A 15,227-nucleotide genomic window follows, 5' to 3' on the forward strand; every position below is an offset into this window, starting at 1 on the left:
TACAGGGCTCCCATCACCGGATGCTCGTACCGGCGTGGAGACGGTTTTCAATGTCAGCAGTCAGCTCAGCGCGGCGAGCGTCGGCCTTCTTTCACGGCTGATATGCGCGCAGTTTCCCGCGCCTTGCCTCGATCACGGAACCAATCCACGACCTGGGCTTCAAATTCGGGCGGCCGGCCGCCCCTCGCCAGATCGGCCAAACTTGTCTTGGCCAGCTCTGCACGCATCCTTTTTTCAGCGCGAAGCATCACAGCATGGATGCGACAGACGCCGTCGACAGACCATGCTGGAGGATGGCCACCGAACAGGATGCAGCCCCGCCGGACCTCCTTGCAATCGAACAATCGGCGGTCGCCTTCGATCGCATCGACCACATCCCCGACGGATATATCGGAGGCCAGCCTAGCCAATTCATAGCCACCGGTAATGCCGCCGCTGGAGCTGACGATACCGGCCTTCTCCAACTTCTGCATCACTTTCGCCAGCATGGCGGCAGGCAGACCCTGCATATCCGCCAGGTCGCGACTACTGGCACGCTTGGGATGTTCAGACAGCAGCCACAGAACCGCGTGCAAGCCATATTCAACGGACGCCCCATAAAAGGCTGACGGCCCTTTTGGGCGACCGGCTGAGGCCCGAGATTGCGCACTGTCGACAGAAGGTGGTTTGCTTGTCATAATACGGATATTATCACTCCACATTATTGTGCAACAGGCCCAGGAAATGAAGAAGTGACTGGCCCAAACCCAAACGCTGAATGCGCGATCAACTTGGATCGGGCGGCCCCAACGCCTATCGGCGAACAGATATTTGCGAGCCTGAAGGGCGCCATTCTGAGCGGTGTTCTGGCCTCTGGGGATCGACTGCCATCAGGTCGCGATTTGGCCGTCCAGCTTGGGGTGGCCAGAGGCACAGTGCGCGCAGCGTATGACCGGCTCGTCGACGAAAGCCTCATATTCGGGGCCGGCTCGGCGGGAATGCGGGTTTGTTCGGAAATTCCAACGTCATCAATAATCCCAACTCCGGCCATGCCTCCCCCAAATCGGCCTCTACTCCCTTTCGGCCGCCCACAATCCGGCGGCGTTTTGCCCTTTCAAATGGGGGTGCCCTCCCAAACCGATTTTCCGGCGAAAACCTGGCATCGATTGATGGCGAACGCGGCGCGAGCCGATCGATCGTTTTCTCAGGTTTACGGCGATCCGCAGGGTGAACAGGAGTTACGCGTTCAAATCGCCGCCCACCTGGCGGTCAGCCGACAGTTGCGCTGCCACCCGGATCAAGTCGTCGTAACGAGCGGCTACCGGCAAGGCCTCGCCTTGGCGTTGACTGCATTGCAGGTTACAGGTGCTGAAGCGTGGATAGAGGACCCCGGCTATCCGTTGGGACGCAGAGCGATGGAATTGGCGGGACTTTGCGTTGTACCAATTCCGGTGGACTCCGAAGGCATTTGCGTTGCTGAGGGCATTAGGAAAGCGCCTGACGCAAAGATAGCGCTCGTAACCCCCGGACAGCAGGCGCCACTCGGGGTATGCCTTTCGCCTGCTCGCAGATTGGCTCTTACTGACTGGGCGGCCGGACGTGATGCCTGGGTCATCGAGGATGATTATCTTAGCGAATTGCAACTCGATGGCCGCGCCGCCCCCGCATTGGCCTCTGGTCCAGACGCCGACAGAGTGATCCACATTGGCTCCTTCAGCAAAACCATGAGCCCAGTCATAGGCGTCGGCTTCGTCGTCTGCCCACCCTTACTTGCCACCCGCTTTATTGAGGTAGCCTCGACACTGAGCCCCGCCCCCAGTCAGACAATACAAAGGGCGTTGGCAGAGTTTATGAGTGGTGGCCACTATTTGCGCCATCTGCGTAAGATGAAGGCGCTGTATACTTTCCAGCGTTCAATCGCCATAGAAGGTCTCACCGAACTACCCGCGACGATCGAAACGTCAGGTCTGGCCCTGAAAATCCCTCTGCTCGATCATGCCGATGACAAGAGGCTGGCCTTACGTGCGCGCGAGCTAGGTATCGCCCCAGTGCCGCTTTCAGCTTGGTATGCATCGCCAAGCAACGCGACGCCCGGCCTTCTTGCAAGTATTACCAACATACGCGCTGATAACTGCGAGACGGCTTGCCGGGAATTGAATGAGTTACTGAATGCCCTCCTGAAACAGTGAGGCAACCCGTTCGCATCCGGCGTCCCCCTTGCAGTGTGTCTAGTGAAGGACGCCAGATTGGGAGGCTGAGATCGCGGTAAACCGATTCCGGGATGACCGGCCCCGCACGCGCCGCTTAAGCGCCTGTTCCGAATGACCGGCCCCTGCCCCGCCCGCTTGTCAAGACCCCCAACGAGACCCCCATCGGCTAAGGTTAGGAAACGTGGCCTCGGGCGATCGCTATCCGCCTCTCGATCCAGGCGGTCACCTCTCCTTCGACCCAGCCGACATTGCGTCCACCGAGGCCGACAGGCTTGGGGAACTGCCCCTCTCGTATGCGCTCATACACTGTAGAGCGGCTAAGACCCGTAAGCGCCTTCACCTCAGGCAATCGGACGATCCTCTTGGCAGGCAGCGTTGGCGACACGGCGTTTTCATCTTTTGCGGTAACGGCCATTCCAGCCTCCATTTCTCGAAGAGCCATCACCGAACCATGCCTTGAAATCAGCCGCATGTGCAGTGAGCATTGCGGACTTTGCGGCGATATTCGGCAGCGGGCGACAGAGGAAATTTCGAATCCCTCTCTGTCCGCCATTTCCTTCGGCGTAAACAACTGAAAATTAAGCGGTTTTTATGAGCCCGTCGAAGGGCGAGCCTAAAAACGAGCCTAAAAACGTTCACGTACGTTTTGGCATAATTTCGTTTGTGGACGGACGATCAGGTGCCGGAGATCTACCCTTGGAGCGGTAGTTGATTGGCAGAAAAATGGCCCCCGAGTCGCTTCGGAGGCCACCAACGCTGATCGGGATGCAGTCGACGACTAAAGGCTCAGGCCCTGCCCTGGGGGGCTGGAATTCAGGTAGTCCATCAGATCGTTCTTCAGGATAACTCGCCGCCCACCCAATTTGCGTGATTTGAGTTCGCCAGACATCATTCGGTCGTAGAGGAATGTTCGGCCGAGGCCCGTCGCCAGGATTGCTTCTGGAATGCTGTATGCAAGTTTTTCTGGTGTTACCACACTCGTGTTGCCGCCCAGAGTTTCATTAGGGTTGGTGCGCATCACTTCTTACCTCCTCGCTTAAAGCCTTTGTCACTCTGGAGGAACGCCTCCAGCATGTAGGGAATGAGATCGACGACCGGCTCGGTGGCCCCGTAAGCGGCTGCGTACAGGCCCGCATAGTCTTTGAGGCTCTGATGTAACTCCGCGCCTAAGGTGATCGTCAGTTTGACCGGTGTTCGATCCGGGAGTTTGGCGAGTTTCAGGTCAACCATGTCCGGCACCCCCGGCATACGGCTTCAGAATGAGATCCTTGTGCACGATGACCCGCACCGGCCATCCCGGACGAACGGTGATAGAGGGCCGGATATTCAGGGCCTTATCGACGATCCGCTGTCCGGCCTGATTGGCGGTGTCACGGGTTGCGTCCCGAAAGGCACGCACAAGGTCACTGTCATCATCGGACTGGCCACTATGCGAAGCCAAACCCAGCAAGGTCGATAGCCCCACCCCCTTGAGCAGGCTCCAGGTATGGTAATCCACCTTGTCGGACAGACCCGCATAGCCCTCCGTGTCAGTCGCTGGCAGATTGTCGATTTCGAGGGAGGAGCCGTCGGGGAGGATCAGGCGTTTCCACACGACCAGCGCGCGGGATTGGCCGAAGGCGACCTGATCATCATATTGCCCCAGAAGTCGCGTGCCTGCCGGGATCAACAGGTGTTGGGCGGAAACGGAGTCAAAGACAGGCTGCGACACCTGGGCGATGACGAACCCGGGAAGGTCGGATTTCAGGCCGGTGACCAGGCTGGCGGAAATGACTGTACCTGCCATGACCTGATAGGGTGACACTGGTGTCTGCATCTGGTGGCCGTTGTAGATGCCGCCATAGCCTTTGCGGTCGACAAAATCGGGCTTGGCGAGAGACACACCTTCGGTCGGGCCGACCGGCACCGGCGACATCACGACATCCAGCGGTCGGATGTCAGACGGTGGGGCCTTTTCCGCGACCGTTGAGAGGCGAGGCGCTATCTGGAAGAACACCTCACTGACGGTCGCGGGCGCGGACACGCCACCGCCTCCGGCATTGCCAGACCGCCACTCCTGCGCGGGCACTTGCGTTTCCCGGAGAGATGGATCTCCCGGATAGGCTGGCAAAGGCGGACCCAGATGAGGCACGCCCTCCGGAATCTGATCATAGGTTTGCGGCAATTGGCTCAGTTTGTCGGGCTGGGCCTTCTGCGTGTCCGCGACCCTGTCGGGATTGAAGGTTTCCGGCTGAGCGAGCACCCGGGGCGCCGATGCTCCAAGCGCCAGCCATGTTACCCCGAACAAGGACACGCAGGCCACGGCGGCAGATGCCACCAACACATGACGTTTGAAGCGAATGATACGGCGCGGTTGGGCGCGCAGAACCAGAGTTTCGGGATCGACCTTAGGACGGGGGGCGGTGTCAGTCATGACGGGCCCCCAGTGCGTTAGCCGTCCCCTCACCCGCTCGGGTGATGCGCACGACCGCTTGCCGCTTTGCGCCCAGACGCAATTCCGCCTCGCTGAACAGGACGTCTGTGACATAGAACCGGCCCTGAACACGGTAGTTCAGGAGGTCAGGCTTGCCGTCTGCCCTCACTACAAACAGGGGTGGCGCTTCCGACAGGGCCAGATCGGCAGGGAACTCGATATAGACCCTTTGGCCGTCGTCGAACGCGCGAACGGGCCGCCACGCCGGTTTTGCCCCCGTTATGCGGTAGGCAAAGCGCAGGCTCTCCAGCGGCAAGCCCATGATAACAGGTACGGGCGGGGACGTTACCGCAACGGGTGCCTCCAGCTTTTTCGTCAAGAGTTGATCCTGGGGGTAACGCCAGGTGACCGCCGCCATGGCCGTAAACCGGGAGCTCTCCAGTTGAAGGTGATAGGTCCGCCGATCCGTGGTGATGATCAGGTTGGTTTTAAGCCCCGCGCTATAGGGCTTGACGAGGATATGCGTCTGCTTGCCCTCCCCGCTTCCACTGGTGGTATCGCCAATCACCCAGCGGCCCGTGTCGCCGGCTGAGACCGAGATCAGGCTCTCGCCGGGCTGAAGGACGATGTCGCTGACCTTATCGGGGGCAGTGAACAGCCGATAAAGAGTGCCGTCGCTGAACGTGTAGACCTGAACGGCATTGAGATAGCTGCCCGCTTCTGGCCCTTGGGTCGCCGCCGCATTGGCGGCCTGAATGGCGCGGGCAGTGGGCGAGACCTTTCGAGCGGGACTGGCGTCAGACACCGCAGGCACGATCAGCGCAAGACAGGACCCGGCAAGACAGGTCGCAATGATAGCCTTCATGGCTGCACTCCTTCTGGGGATGAGGGGTTCAGGGCAACGACGGGCGGCCTCGTTTCCGGCCCGCTGTAATCCTGTGACCAGGAGAGGTCGGTGATGTAGAGGCCAAGCGGGTTCTTGCGCAGAACGTCTTCGCGCCTGGGGAGGGTCTGCTGAACGTTGAGAATTCCCGTCCAGTAGGTTGTTTTGTCCGGCAATCCCCGCACATAGGCCTGTTCCTTCCATTTGATCTGGAAGCTCTTTGGCGACGCTCGCACCACACTGAGGATCGACACCGTCACGCTGCGCTCACCGATCCCCGCGAACGGATCATTGGCCTGAGCTTGGGCGTTGAGGGCCTGTGCCGCGCGGTCCGTGGCAAAGGCGTAGGCCTCAAGCCAGTTCTGACGCACCAGCACCGGATCGATCGGCAAGGACCGGACATTGGTAATGAATCGCGCCAGGAACCACGCGATTTGCGCGTCGCTCGGCTGATAGGTCTCAACGGCAGGCGCTACCGCCCTCACGCCACCCTGACTGTCGACCTCTACGACATAGGGCGTGACGCGGCTCTGCGAAGCGAGCCAGATCATGCCGCCTGACAAACATAGGGACACAATGGACGCACCCAGCGCCATCAGTCGCCAGTTCGCGGCCTGAGCCTGACTTGTGCCCATGCGTTCATCCCAGATTTGCGCCGCCTTTTGGTAGGGGGGTTCGGGTTCGGGGCTATCCCCATAGCGCTGGACGGGGCGTTTGAACCGCATGGTTTACTCCTTCTGGCTGAGGTCGGGATTGGCGGAGGCGACCGGTTGATCGCCAGCGGATATGGCCGTCTGGGCCGCATGCAGATGACCGCGCAGCCTCTGTTCCCGCTGCATCTTCTTCGCCCACTCGGGCTGGGCTGGCTCTGACGCCCTGGCGGAACTCGCCGCTGCAGCCGGTCCACCGCTGCCACCTGATGAGGATGGCGCAGATGAGGAAGTTGTTGGTGGCGGTGGGACGGGCGCTGGCCCTGCCCCGCCAGAGCCTGACGCGCCACCTGAGGATTCCCCTATCTGAGAGGCCGCCTGCATGGCAGAGGTGCCACCGGCGGCACCGCCCGCCAGTCGTGCGGCGGCCATGGCACCGCCGCCGGCCAGCATTCCGGCCGCCGCAGCGGCGCCTACAGTTCCAAGGGCGGCGCCCGCGCCCAATTGCGGCGCGCCAGACACCAGACCCGAGGCGATACTGGGGCCAAAGATACCGAGCCCCAAAAGCGTCAGCGCGGCGAGGACGAGCGTCATGGTCTGATTGATGTCGGGTTCCGCTCCATCCAAGGCCCCGACAAAGCGGGAGAAAAACCCCGTTCCGATGCCGACAATAACGGCTAGCACCATGATTTTTATGCCAGACGTGATGACGTTGCCCAGCACGCGCTCAGCGAGGAAGGCCGTCTTGTTCCAGAAGGCGAAGGGTACGAGGACAAACCCTGCCAGACAGGTCAGCTTGAATTCCAACACCGTGATGAAAAGCTGGATGGCCAGAACGAAAAAGGCCAACAGCACGATCAGCCAAGCGATGAGCAGCACCACGATGGTCAGGAGATTGGCGAGGACCGTGTCGAGCCCCATGAGAGCGGCCACCTGTTCCAGCAGCGGATGGGCCGCCTCAAACCCGATACCGGCCAGCCTTCCGGGCTTCAGGAGATCGCCAGACGCCACCGTGCCCCCGCTGGCGTTCAGGCCCAATTGGGTGAAGGACTGATGGATCAGATTGGCCAGCGACTGGAAGTTATTCAGGATGTAGGCGAAGGCCCCGACATAGAGAACCTTCTTGATGAGCTTGCCAAACAGCTGGCTTTCTTCGTCCAAGACCCAAAAGAGGGCAGCGAGCGTCACGTCGATGGCGATCAGAAGGCTCGTCAGGCTCACGAGGTCACCACGGAGCAGACCGAACCCGGAGTCGATATAGGCGATGAAGGTCGCCAGAAATGAATCGATGATATTGAGATCGGTCATGAGGAATACCCCGCCACACGATTGGTTTTTCTGAATTACTGCGCCGTATAGGCCTTGCCTGAGCCGAGGAACTTTTTCGTCGCTGCCCTGGCGGCGGCCTCCCCTTCGGCCTTCCTCGCGGCATCGAGCGCTTCGGCCCGGTACTGCGCCGTCATCAGGGTGGTGATCTGCATCTGCTGTTTGGCCACGAGGGCGGAAAGCTGATTGGCCGCCTGCTGGGCCTGCAACCCGCCATCGGCAGCCTCTGAGGCGCGAACGAGGTCATTCAGTGTACCTGCATCCGACTGCAGGGCTTCCGAGATCTGGGATTGCACCAGAAGCGTCTGGCGGAAAGCGTCCATAGCACTTTGCCAACGTGCTTCAGCCTGCGCCGATAACCCTTTGCCTGAGATCGATAAATTGTAGTCTCGCGGATACTGGGCTTTAAGCGCGTCCCGGGTCTGCGACAGGGTGAAGGCAATGCCCCTGGCTTCTTTCATGAGGTCATTGATGGCGGCGAGATCCTTGTTGAGCTTCAGCAAAGCCGAGACATCCAGACGTTTCAGTTGGGTCGCCATGTCGCGGATCATCTGCGCTTCGTTTTGCAGCGACTGGATCTGATTGTTGATCGTCTGAAGGGCGCGCGTCGCCTGCAGGATATTCTGGGTGTAGTTGGTGGGGTCAAAGACGGCGATCTGCGCCGACGCCGGTACAAACAGGCCCGCGAGCGACGCACTCACCATCAGGGCGATGGAGAACCGACGTAAAGCGTTGGAGGACATGGGAAGGCTCCGAAGTTTAGGCAAAGGAAGGGCATGACCTGCAAGGGCAGGCCTGAGAACGGGTCGGAATGATCAGGTAGGGAGGGGTAAGCGCCTAAGGCGGCTTCAGGAGATCGGCCGCCCAGGATAGGCCCCGCGCTGCCAGAAACGCGAGGGCGAAGCGTTCAGCCCCTTCGGCTTCCACCACCCTATCGATCAAGCGTTGATCCTCGGGCGACGCCGCCGCACAGACGGACAGGGCCAGCGGGCCGAGGTTCAAATCGAACAGTCGGTTTCCCCTGCGAGATTGCAGATAGTATTGGCGTTTGGGTATGGCCTGAGCGATCAGTTCAATCTGACGGGTATTGAGCCCCATGCGCTGGTAGGCTGTCTGAGCTAGCGGCTCGACCGCCCGCTCATTGGGCAGAAAGAGCCGCTGCGGACAGGACTCGATAATGGCCGGCGCAATGGCACTGTCGGCGATATCGGCCAGAGACTGGGTGGCAAAGACGACGCTGACATTCTTCTTGCGCAGGACCTTCAGCCATTCCCGCAGGCGGCTGGCGAACTGCGGGTTATCGAGAAACACCCAGGCCTCATCAAGGATCAGAAGCGTTGGCCGACCATCAAAGCGCGCTTCCAGTCGGTGGAAGAGATAGGTCAGGACGGGCGCCACAAGGCCCGTATCGCCCATCAGGTCTTCAGTCTCAAAACAATGGATGGGGGCCAGATCGAGCCCCTCGCGGTCGGCATCGAGGCACTGGCCGTAGGCGCCCTCAAGCGTATAGGGGGCCAAAGCCTGCTTCAACGCATTGGACGACAAAAGGACACTGAGGCCAGTCAGGGTGCGCTCGCCAATAGGTGCCGCTGCCATATTGTTGAGCGCCGTCCACAGCGCTGCCTTGATATCAGGGGTCACCTCGATCGTCTCATTGCCGAGCAGGCTTAGCAGCCAATGAAGTGCCCAGGTACGCTCATCGGTCTCATCGATCCGTGCCAGGGGCTGAAACGACAGGGCTGAGGTTCGTCCGAGGGCATGATGCTTGCCGTTCATCGCCAGCGTCGCGGCTCTGGCGGAGCCCCCCTTGTCAAAAATGAAGGTTTGCGCGCCCGCGTAGCGCTGAAACTGCAAAGCCAGAAAGGCCAGAAGGACCGACTTGCCCGCACCCGTGGGCCCCACAACCATCATATGACCGACATCACCGACGTGGGTCGATAGACGAAACGGGGTTGCCCCCGAACTCACCGCGTGCAGCAGAGGCGGGCCATCGAGATGGCAATTGCGCTCAGGCCCGGCCCAGACGGCTGAGAGCGGCATCAGATGGACCAGATTGAGAGAATGAACCAGCGGCTGACGCACATTGGCGTAGAGGTGCCCGGGCAGTGAGCCCAGCCACGCTTCGACGGCGTTCAGGGTTTCACGAAAGGTGGTGAAGCCTAAGCTGTTGATCGCCTGTTCCACCGCCCTGACTTTTTCATCGACCAACTGAGCGTCAGTATCGAAGACCGAGATGGTCGTGGTGAGGTAGCCGAAACTGACGTGATTGCCGCCGAGCGCCTGAAGGGCAGCGTCAGCGTCAGCCACCTTGTTGTCGGCATCGGTGTCGGTCAGAGGTGAGGCCTGCGCATACATCACCTCGCGCAGCATGGCGGTGACGGACTTGCGCTTATTGAACCATTGGCGCCGAACGCGGGTCAGGGTCTTGACCGCGGCCTCCTTGTCAAGCGCGATGAAGCGGGTCGTCCAGCGATAGCCAAAGGCCAGATGGTTGAGGGAATCAAGCAGGCCCGGATGGGTATGGTTTGGGAAGCCCAGGACCGTGATCGTGCGAATGTGCTGATCGCCCAGCCGGGGCGACAGACCACCGGTCAGCGGCGTATCGACGAGGATGGCGTCAAGATAGACGGGGATGTCGGGCACGCAGACGCGATGGGATTTTGAAGAGACGGTGCTATGCAGGTAGGTCAGGGTATCGGCATCGCCTAACGGTTCGACGCGCGGCATGATCCCAGCCAAGAGATCGAGGGCGGCGTTCGTGCGATTGATGAACATCTGAAGTTCGCGTTTCCAGTCCCGGCGCGCTTCGGTTCCCGGTTCAGCATCGGGCGTCTCTATGAGGGCCCGACTGGCGCGAGAAAGGGCATCGGCGGGGGGCATGAAGACGAAGGTCAGGTAATAGTGGCTTTCAAAGTGTGCGCTCGCCTCCCCTTCGAAGGCCGCACGGCGCTCCTCATCGATCAGGCGGGCAATCCCGGTTTCGGCGCGAGGTTCGGGATAGCGTATGGCCGGGGCCCGGCAAGCCTCAAAGAAGAGCCCCCAGCCCGTACCGAAGCGGCGCAGGACATTATTGACACGCGCGGTGACACTGACCAGCTCGGCGGGGGTGGCGCTTTCGAGGTCCGGGCCCTGATAGCGGATTGTCCGCTGAAAGCTGCCGTCCTTATTAAGGATGACGCCCGGCGCGACCAGTGCGACCCAGGGCAGATGATCGGACAGCCGGTCAGCCGTCTGGCGGTATTGGCGCAGGTTCAGCATGCGAAATAGCCTTTCTGGCGGAGGTGACGGAGCAGAACGGGTACGAAATCGGGATCGTAACGGGCGGCAAAGACCGCCAAAGTGTGCCCGATGAGCCAGAGAGCGAAACCGGGCAGCCACATCTGAAGGCCGAGACCTAAGGCGGCAGCCACGGTCCCGTTGGCAATCGCCAGGGTCCGTGGCGCACCGCCCAGTAGCAGGGGTTGCGTGAGGGATTGGTGCAGGGGGACATCGAAGCCCTCGACGCGGCTGGCCATCAGATGACGGCCCCCCCACCGAAGCTGAAGAAGCTGAGGAAGAAGGATGAGGCGGCGAATGCGATCGACAAGCCAAAGACGATCTGTACGAGCTTGCGGAAGCCGCCAGAGGTCTCGCCAAAGGCGAGGGTCAGGCCCGCGACTATAATCACCATGACCGCGATGATCTTGGCGACCGGGCCTTGCACACTGTCGAGGATCTGCTGAAGCGGCCCTTCCCAGGGCATGCCAGAGCCCGCCGCCTGTGCGGCTGGGGCAAGCCCAATGCAGAGGGCGAGCAGCGCCAGCGCGGCGGGTTTGTTGAAAGTGTCCGGTCGCCAACCCGGCACCGGCGAATGAAACAGGGTTTTGTACATCTACATCTCCATAAGGGTTGAACGCGCGATACCAGGGTCTTCCCCGTGCGGTCGCAGCGGGCGAAGGAGGTAGCCGCCGTGGGCATCGAGGCCGTCCACCCCGACGATTTCGGCGACATGCCGGGGGGCACCGGTCTGGGAATCTGCCCCGCGGATAAACACGATGACGTCGACAGCCTCGGCGATCAGAGCGGACGGGACATGGGTCACGGCTTCCTGAACGAGTTGTTCCAGACGAAACAGGGCGCCTTTGGCGGAATTGGCGTGTAGGGTCGCGATGCCGCCGGGATGGCCGGTGTTCCAGGCTTTGAGGAGGTCGAGCGCTTCTGCGCCCCTCACCTCTCCGACGATGATGCGGTCAGGCCGCAGACGCAGGGTCGAGCGGAGGAGATCGCCCATGGTGATGTGGCCCGGACGGGTGCGTAGCTCGACCACGTCCTGAGCGGCACAGCGCAGTTCACGCGTGTCCTCTACAAGGACCACGCGCTCGCCCAGGGCGGCGACCTCGGCCAGAAGCGCATTGGTCAGGGTTGTTTTGCCGGAACTGGTGCCGCCGGCCACCAGGATATTTTGGCGCGAAGACACCGCACGCCGCAGGACTTCCGCCTGAGCCTTTGTCATGACGCGGGCAGACACGTAATCCTCCAGGCCAAACAAGCGGTAGGCCGGCTTGCGGATCGAGAAGCACGGGCCGCGCGAGACCGGCGGCAGGAGGCCCTCAAAGCGTTCGCCGCCCGTGCCGTCGGCGGCGATGGGCAGTTCAGCGCTGACGATGGGAGAGTCCGGATGAAGCTCGGCGCGCACATAGCTCGCCACCAGGCGGATAATCCGTTCGGCCTCCGCCGGGGGCATCACACCCTCGGCTAAGACACGTCCCTCAGCCGCCCGATCAAAGCGCACAGTGCCATTGGGGTTGACGAGAATTTCAAAGACGGCGGGATCGGCCAGAGCCGCCGCCAAGCCCTCGCCCATGGCGGTCCGCAACATGGCCCGCAGGCGCTGATGGGATATCGATAATGGGTCCATCACTCCCCCTCCCTGGAAGAGGTTGGATTGAGCGACGTCTGACCGGTGGCGATATGACGGCCGACCTGAGCAACAAAGGCCTCATACCGCGCGCGTGCCAGCGCCCGGGTGGCCGCGTCGGCTTCAGGCAAATGTGCGTCCCGCAAAAGCGTCATCCGAATAAACAGGGCTAGGCTTTCCAATAGGATAAGCTGATCGCGCTCCATACGGTTCATCTGTATCGACAACCGGTCGAGCCGCTTGCCGAAATGCGCATCCAGTTCGTTGGAGGCACGGCGCTCAAGCCACGCGGTTACGGCATCCGACAGGATCGCGGATTTATTCAGGCCAGGTTTAGCAGCCAGCGTCTCGAGGCGCGCGCTGACCGCTGGAGCCAGGAACAATTGATATCGAACCTTTTTACCGGTCATCCGACACCTCCCTGATCCAGGAACAAATCGAGGTTCGCGTTCTCCTTAGCGGCGGTCTTACCTCGCGCTCCCTTGGTTCCTTTGGCCAGCACCTGGGCCTCCTCTCTGACCTGCCCCGCCTTGGTGATGGCGGCCATCACCTGTGGGTCAGTAACGTGCCGGGGTTCGTTAGCGGTATTGCCCTCGTTTTCAGGGTGAGGGGCTTTCACCTCTGGCTCGGCCGACTCAGGTTTGACGTCATGACCCGCGGGCTCAGTCTCACCCTCATTGATCGTATCCGACTGAGGGACATCCTCATTCGCCACGGAGAGTGTCGCGATCAGGCGGGCATCGGTGAAGCGGATCTGATTTTCCCAGTCGTTGAGCCGCTGTGGTGGCAGGTCAAGGTAAGGGCCCGCGGTGAGCAAAGGTGCTGGCACCGAGCGAGACCGGAAGTTCGGGTCCTCGTAGTAGCGCAACTTTTTGGCCCGGATCGGCGGCAAACCCGACACCAGAACAAGCTCATCGCTTGGCGGCAGTTGCATCACTTCCCCCGCTGTCAGAAGGGGCCGTGCCGTCTCCTGACGTGAGACCATGACGTGAGAGAGCCACGGTGCCAGCCGGTGGCCCGCATAGTTGCGCTGGGCGCGCTGTTCGGTGGCGGTGCCGAGCGCGTCGGATATGCGCTTGGCTGTGCGCTCGTCGTTTGAGGAAAACGCAATCCGGACATGACAGTTATCGAGGATGGAATTGTTCTCTCCATAGGCTTTCGAAATCTGGTTCAGGGATTGCGCAATCAGATAGGCCCGGATGCCGTACCCGGCCTGGAAGGCGAGCGCCGTTTCAAAGAAGTCGAGACGGCCGAGAGCCGGGAACTCATCAAGCATCATCAAGAGTTGATGGCGGCTACGCTTGGCGGGATCACCCTCCAGCCGTTCGGTGAGCCGCCGACCGATCTGGTTCAGCATCAGGCGGACCAGAGGCTTTGTGCGCGAGATGTCTGACGGTGGGATCACGAGATAGAGCGACATCGGGCTCGCGGCATTGACCAGATCCGCGATACGCCAGTCGCAGGTGGATGTCGTCGCGGCGACAACCGGATCCTGATAAAGGCCGAGGAAGGACATGGCGGTCGAGAGCACACCTGAGCGTTCGTTAGGGGCTTTGTTGAGGATGTCTCGGGCGGCTGACGCCACGACCGGATGCACGCGCGGTGGTTCGCCCTCGCCACCTAAATGATTGGTGGCGAGCATGCAGTTCATCGCGTCTACCAGGCTGCGATCGGGGTCAGAGAGGAAACGGGCCACGCAGGCCAGCGTCTTTTCCGGTTCGGCGTAAAGCACATGAAGAATGGCGCCTACCAGTAAGGAATGACTGGTTTTTTCCCAATGCGAGCGCCGCTCGAGTGACCCTTCCGGGTCAACCAGGATGTCGGCGATATTCTGAACATCGCGGACTTCATTGATGCCTTTGCGCACTTCCAGAAGGGGGTTGTAGCGGGCTGAGCGCAGATCGGTCGGGTTGAACAGGACGGCGTGGGAGAACCGCGAGCGCCATCCCGCTGTCAGGTCCCAGTTTTCGCCTTTGATGTCATGGACGATAACGGAACCGGTCCATGACAACAGGGTTGGCACGACGAGTCCCACGCCCTTGCCTGACCGCGTGGGCGCAAACGCCAAAACGTGTTCCGGGCCCTCATGGCGCAGATATTCCGGGCCGACCCGACCCAGAAAAACACCGCGTTCGCGGAGAAGACCCGCTCGGCTTATCTCCTTCAAAGACGCCCATCGCGCCGAGCCATAGGTCGTGACGCGGCGCGCCTGACGAGCGCGCCATAACGACCCGGCCACCGCCGCAACACAACCGAAGGCGCCACTTGACGCCGCCAAGAGGCCACAGCGATGGAAAACCGCCGGTGCATAGGCCTCGTAATGGAACCACCAGGCAAACACCTGCCAGGGCCTATAGACCGGCCAGGCTGAAACCCGAAACCACGGAGCGCCCAGTTGCGTCTGATAGGCGAGTTGATGCGCCGCCCATTGCGTCGATGCCCATACCCCGAGGATGACGATCCCGAGGACAAGACCTATCTGACCGATGAGGAATTTTGTTGGCGTCACGGATCTGCCTCGCTACGCTCAGCATCTGGCTGCGCGTGTGAGACAAGATCATCGAAGGGGGCGCGATTTCATATCTACACCTTGTACGCTCTCCCTACCCTTACGCCGACTCTCGATCCGTGCGCAGGCGCGAACACCCTTCAACGGCAGAGCTTTATGAACGCTATGCCCCCTGACGTTAGAGAGACACGAAGCCATAGTTCAATTCAATAGATATGCTCGATGCTCAATTCCTGCTAATTATTCTTCGTGGAGATTGATTTCTTCAGCGGTGCCCCGGGCCTCCGCCTCCGCACTGCCCAATGCGGTTAAACCCACGGGCTTGGAGCGAGTTCACTTCCGACTGCGTCAAAAAGGATT

16 protein-coding genes are annotated in these 15,227 nt (G+C 60.9%); 1 reads left to right on the forward strand and 15 read right to left on the reverse strand.

The genetic code is table 11. The annotated features are described in order from the left end of the window. Window positions 1–65 precede the first annotated feature (65 nt). On the reverse strand, window positions 66–701 hold the full coding sequence (locus tag PQU94_RS04135) for an RrF2 family transcriptional regulator (protein ID WP_368407057.1): 636 nt from the start codon (window positions 699–701) through the stop codon (window positions 66–68). A gap of 30 nt (window positions 702–731) precedes the next feature. On the opposite strand from PQU94_RS04135, the gene pdxR reads away from it, so the two are divergent. Beyond that, window positions 732–2,168: a MocR-like pyridoxine biosynthesis transcription factor PdxR gene (gene pdxR / locus PQU94_RS04140; protein WP_497006775.1), complete on the forward strand. Its 1,437-nt coding sequence runs from the start codon at window positions 732–734 to the stop codon at window positions 2,166–2,168. A gap of 193 nt (window positions 2,169–2,361) precedes the next feature. Here pdxR and PQU94_RS18275 read toward each other — a convergent pair whose 3' ends face one another. From PQU94_RS18275 to PQU94_RS04210, 14 genes are all read right to left on the reverse strand, one after another. After that, a complete protein-coding gene (locus PQU94_RS18275; RefSeq protein WP_438263733.1) occupies window positions 2,362–2,742 on the reverse strand; it encodes a helix-turn-helix transcriptional regulator in 381 nt (126 codons plus the stop codon). Between the two features lie 225 nt (window positions 2,743–2,967). Then, window positions 2,968–3,207, reverse strand: a complete 240-nt coding sequence (locus tag PQU94_RS04150) for a helix-turn-helix domain-containing protein (protein ID WP_272740466.1) — start codon at window positions 3,205–3,207, stop codon at window positions 2,968–2,970. Further along, the gene (locus tag PQU94_RS04155; RefSeq protein ID WP_272740236.1) at window positions 3,207–3,419 is read right to left on the reverse strand and encodes a DUF2274 domain-containing protein; all 213 of its coding nucleotides are present in this window, start codon (window positions 3,417–3,419) and stop codon (window positions 3,207–3,209) included. Before PQU94_RS04155 ends, PQU94_RS04150 begins: the two co-directional genes overlap by 1 nt. Then, entirely contained in the window at window positions 3,412–4,602 is a 1,191-nt protein-coding gene (locus PQU94_RS04160; RefSeq protein WP_272740237.1) for a TraB/TrbI/VirB10 family type IV secretion system protein, read from the reverse strand. The genes PQU94_RS04155 and PQU94_RS04160 overlap by 8 nt, the downstream gene beginning before the upstream one ends. Further along, window positions 4,595–5,467, reverse strand: a complete 873-nt coding sequence (gene trbG, locus PQU94_RS04165) for a P-type conjugative transfer protein TrbG (protein WP_272740238.1) — start codon at window positions 5,465–5,467, stop codon at window positions 4,595–4,597. The genes PQU94_RS04160 and trbG overlap by 8 nt, the downstream gene beginning before the upstream one ends. Further along, window positions 5,464–6,210 (reverse strand): conjugal transfer protein TrbF, encoded by a 747-nt coding sequence (gene trbF / locus PQU94_RS04170; RefSeq protein WP_272740239.1) that lies wholly within the window; start codon window positions 6,208–6,210, stop codon window positions 5,464–5,466. The genes trbG and trbF overlap by 4 nt, the downstream gene beginning before the upstream one ends. A 3-nt stretch (window positions 6,211–6,213) precedes the next feature. Further along, a complete protein-coding gene (trbL, locus tag PQU94_RS04175) occupies window positions 6,214–7,443 on the reverse strand; it encodes a P-type conjugative transfer protein TrbL (protein ID WP_272740240.1) in 1,230 nt (409 codons plus the stop codon). A gap of 35 nt (window positions 7,444–7,478) precedes the next feature. Beyond that, window positions 7,479–8,204, reverse strand: coding sequence for a P-type conjugative transfer protein TrbJ (gene trbJ / locus PQU94_RS04180; RefSeq protein ID WP_272740241.1), 726 nt, complete (start codon window positions 8,202–8,204; stop codon window positions 7,479–7,481). Window positions 8,205–8,298: 94 nt separating this feature from the next. After that, window positions 8,299–10,719 (reverse strand): conjugal transfer protein TrbE, encoded by a 2,421-nt coding sequence (gene trbE, locus PQU94_RS04185; RefSeq protein ID WP_272740242.1) that lies wholly within the window; start codon window positions 10,717–10,719, stop codon window positions 8,299–8,301. After that, window positions 10,713–10,976 (reverse strand): VirB3 family type IV secretion system protein, encoded by a 264-nt coding sequence (locus PQU94_RS04190; RefSeq protein WP_272740243.1) that lies wholly within the window; start codon window positions 10,974–10,976, stop codon window positions 10,713–10,715. Before PQU94_RS04190 ends, trbE begins: the two co-directional genes overlap by 7 nt. Next, the gene (locus PQU94_RS04195; RefSeq protein WP_272740244.1) at window positions 10,976–11,332 is read right to left on the reverse strand and encodes a TrbC/VirB2 family type IV secretion system protein; all 357 of its coding nucleotides are present in this window, start codon (window positions 11,330–11,332) and stop codon (window positions 10,976–10,978) included. The genes PQU94_RS04190 and PQU94_RS04195 overlap by 1 nt, the downstream gene beginning before the upstream one ends. Next, a complete protein-coding gene (gene trbB, locus PQU94_RS04200) occupies window positions 11,333–12,358 on the reverse strand; it encodes a P-type conjugative transfer ATPase TrbB (protein ID WP_272740245.1) in 1,026 nt (341 codons plus the stop codon). Further along, on the reverse strand, window positions 12,358–12,768 hold the full coding sequence (locus tag PQU94_RS04205) for a CopG family transcriptional regulator (protein WP_272740246.1): 411 nt from the start codon (window positions 12,766–12,768) through the stop codon (window positions 12,358–12,360). The genes trbB and PQU94_RS04205 overlap by 1 nt, the downstream gene beginning before the upstream one ends. After that, complete coding sequence (locus PQU94_RS04210; protein WP_272740247.1) at window positions 12,765–14,867, reverse strand: conjugal transfer protein TraG; 2,103 nt, start codon at window positions 14,865–14,867, stop codon at window positions 12,765–12,767. Before PQU94_RS04210 ends, PQU94_RS04205 begins: the two co-directional genes overlap by 4 nt. Window positions 14,868–15,227 lie beyond the last annotated feature (360 nt).

The organism is Asticcacaulis currens, from assembly GCF_028550395.1.
GTDB lineage: Bacteria > Pseudomonadota > Alphaproteobacteria > Caulobacterales > Caulobacteraceae > Asticcacaulis > Asticcacaulis currens.

Coding starts and splice junctions, on each gene's coding strand:
- PQU94_RS04160 (WP_272740237.1), bottom strand. CDS start 4,602: ATGACTGACACCGCCCCCCGTCCTAAGGTCGATCCCGAAACTCTGGTT.
- PQU94_RS04135 (WP_368407057.1), bottom strand. CDS start 701: ATGTGGAGTGATAATATCCGTATTATGACAAGCAAACCACCTTCTGTC.
- trbF (WP_272740239.1), bottom strand. CDS start 6,210: ATGCGGTTCAAACGCCCCGTCCAGCGCTATGGGGATAGCCCCGAACCC.
- trbG (WP_272740238.1), bottom strand. CDS start 5,467: ATGAAGGCTATCATTGCGACCTGTCTTGCCGGGTCCTGTCTTGCGCTG.
- trbB (WP_272740245.1), bottom strand. CDS start 12,358: ATGGACCCATTATCGATATCCCATCAGCGCCTGCGGGCCATGTTGCGG.
- PQU94_RS04190 (WP_272740243.1), bottom strand. CDS start 10,976: ATGGCCAGCCGCGTCGAGGGCTTCGATGTCCCCCTGCACCAATCCCTC.
- PQU94_RS04195 (WP_272740244.1), bottom strand. CDS start 11,332: ATGTACAAAACCCTGTTTCATTCGCCGGTGCCGGGTTGGCGACCGGAC.
- PQU94_RS04205 (WP_272740246.1), bottom strand. CDS start 12,768: ATGACCGGTAAAAAGGTTCGATATCAATTGTTCCTGGCTCCAGCGGTC.
- PQU94_RS04155 (WP_272740236.1), bottom strand. CDS start 3,419: ATGGTTGACCTGAAACTCGCCAAACTCCCGGATCGAACACCGGTCAAA.
- PQU94_RS18275 (WP_438263733.1), bottom strand. CDS start 2,742: ATGGCGGACAGAGAGGGATTCGAAATTTCCTCTGTCGCCCGCTGCCGA.
- trbL (WP_272740240.1), bottom strand. CDS start 7,443: ATGACCGATCTCAATATCATCGATTCATTTCTGGCGACCTTCATCGCC.
- trbJ (WP_272740241.1), bottom strand. CDS start 8,204: ATGTCCTCCAACGCTTTACGTCGGTTCTCCATCGCCCTGATGGTGAGT.
- PQU94_RS04150 (WP_272740466.1), bottom strand. CDS start 3,207: ATGCGCACCAACCCTAATGAAACTCTGGGCGGCAACACGAGTGTGGTA.
- trbE (WP_272740242.1), bottom strand. CDS start 10,719: ATGCTGAACCTGCGCCAATACCGCCAGACGGCTGACCGGCTGTCCGAT.